Annotated in this window: 1 pseudogene; it reads left to right on the plus strand. The window is 72.9% G+C overall.

Annotation, left to right across the window (positions count from 1 at the left end):
* Nucleotides 1-247: 247 nt before the first annotated feature.
* Nucleotides 248-2,152: pseudogene (gene infB / locus AC1MIR_RS09285) on the plus strand (translation initiation factor IF-2); the annotation flags it as partial.
* Between the last annotated feature and the right edge of the window lie 100 nt (nucleotides 2,153-2,252).

The following is a 2,252-nucleotide window of genomic DNA, read 5'->3' on the forward strand; positions in this document are numbered from 1 at the left end:
ACGCCGGCGCGGTCGGGCAGCGTCGCGGCGATGCAGCGGCCGCCCCGGCCCCGTGCCCACCGGCTTTGGCGGTCCGCGCCGGCCGGGCGGGCCCGGCGCGCCGATGGTGCCGCCGCCCTCCGACACGCCCTCCAAGCTGACGCTCCGCCCGCGCACCGGGCGCGACGACGACCGTCGCCGCGGGCCCGATGCGAAGAAGGGCGGCACGCCGGTCCCGGCCAAGAAGAACACGCTGAGCGGCCCCGGCCGTCGCGAAGGCCGCATCGACATCGGCGCCGCGATCGAGGGCGAGGACGAGCGCACGCGCTCCATCGCTTCCATGCGCCGCGCCCGCGAGCGCGAGCGGCGGCAGCAGGAGCTGGCGCGCCTGCGCGCCGGCGCCGAGCGCGTGGTGCGCGACGTCGTGGTGCCCGAGAGCATCACCGTGCAGGAGCTGGCGAACCGCATGGCCGCGCGCGGCGGCGAGGTGGTGAAGGCGCTGTTCCGCATGGGCGTGATGGCCACCCTGACCCAGTCCATCGACGCCGACACGGCGGAGCTGGTGGTGCAGGAGTTCGGCCACCGCGTGCGCCGCGTCGCGGAAGGCGACGTGGAGATGGGCCTCGAGGGCATGGAGGACGTGGCGGAGGACATGCTGCCGCGCCCGCCGGTCGTGACCATCATGGGCCATGTGGACCACGGCAAGACCAGCCTGCTGGACGCGCTGCGCAAGGCCGATGTCGCCGCCCACGAGGCCGGCGGCATCACCCAGCACATCGGCGCCTACCAGGTGGCGCTGCCCGACGGCAGCCGCGTGACCTTCATCGACACGCCGGGCCACGAGGCCTTCACGGCGATGCGCGCGCGCGGCGCCAGCGTGACCGACATGGTCGTGCTGGTGGTCGCCGCCGATGACGGCGTGATGCCGCAGACGATCGAGGCGATCAGCCACGCCAAGGCGGCGAATGTCCCGCTGATCGTGGCGATCAACAAGATCGACAAGCCCGGCGTGAAGCCCGACCGCGTGCGGCAGGAACTGCTGCAGCACGAGATCGTGGTGGAGAGCCTCGGCGGCGAGACGCAGGAGGTCGAGGTCTCGGCCACGCAGAAGATCAACCTCGACAAGCTGCTCGAGGCGATCACGCTGCAGGCGGAGGTGCTGGACCTGCGCGCCAACCCCGACCGCGCGGGCGAGGGCACGGTGATCGAGAGCAAGCTCGACCGCGGCCGCGGCCCCGTCGCCACCGTGCTGGTGCAGCGTGGCACGCTGCGCCAGGGCGACATCGTGGTGGCCGGCGCCGAATGGGGCCGCGTGCGCGCGATGCTCGACGACAAGGGCCGCCAGGTGAAGGAGGCCGATCCGTCGGCGCCGGTGGAGATCCTCGGCCTGTCCGGCGTGCCGGGCGCGGGCGAGACCTTCGTCGTCGTCGAGGACGAGGCCCGCGCGCGCGAGATCAGCGAGTTCCGCCAGCGCAAGCTGCGGGAGAAGCAGGTCGCGGCCAGCGCGGCGCTGCGCGGCAACCTGACCGACATGCTCGCCCGCATCCAGGCGGGCGCGCAGAAGGAGGTCGCGGTCGTCGTCAAGGCGGACGTGCAGGGCTCCTCGGAAGCCATCGCCGTCACGCTGGGCAAGATCGGCAACGACGAGGTGAAGGTCCGCGTGCTGCTGAGCGCGGTGGGCCAGATCACCGAATCCGACGTGCAGCTGGCCAAGGCGTCGGACGCCGTGATCGTCGCCTTCAACGTCCGCGCGACGACGCAGGCGCGGGAGCTGGCGCAGCGCGAGGGCGTGGACATCCGCTACTACTCGATCATCTACCAGGTGGCGGACGACATCGAGACGCTGGTGCGCGGCAAGCTGGCGCCGGTGCAGCGCGAGAAGTTCCTGGGCTACGCGCAGATCCTGCAGGTGTTCGAGGTCAAGCGCCTCGGCAACATCGCCGGCTGCCGCGTGACCGAGGGCGTGGTGCGCCGCGGCGCCGGGGTGCGGCTGCTGCGCGACGGCGTGGTGATCCACCAGGGCGAGCTCAGCACGCTGCGCCGCTTCAAGGACGACGTGAAGGAAGTGACGAACGGCTACGAGTGCGGCATGTCCTTCGCGAACTACAACGACATCCGGGTCGGCGACCAGATCGAGTGCTACGAGACCGAGACGGTGGCCGCGGAGCTGTAGCGCCGCGCCACCCCGGATTGGACTGGCGGGGGGGGGGGGGGGGGGGCGCCGCCCCCCCCCCCCCCCGAAGGGGGGGGCGGGGGGCGCGGCCGACAAACAC

This window comes from Falsiroseomonas sp. RANM36, from assembly GCF_056682175.1.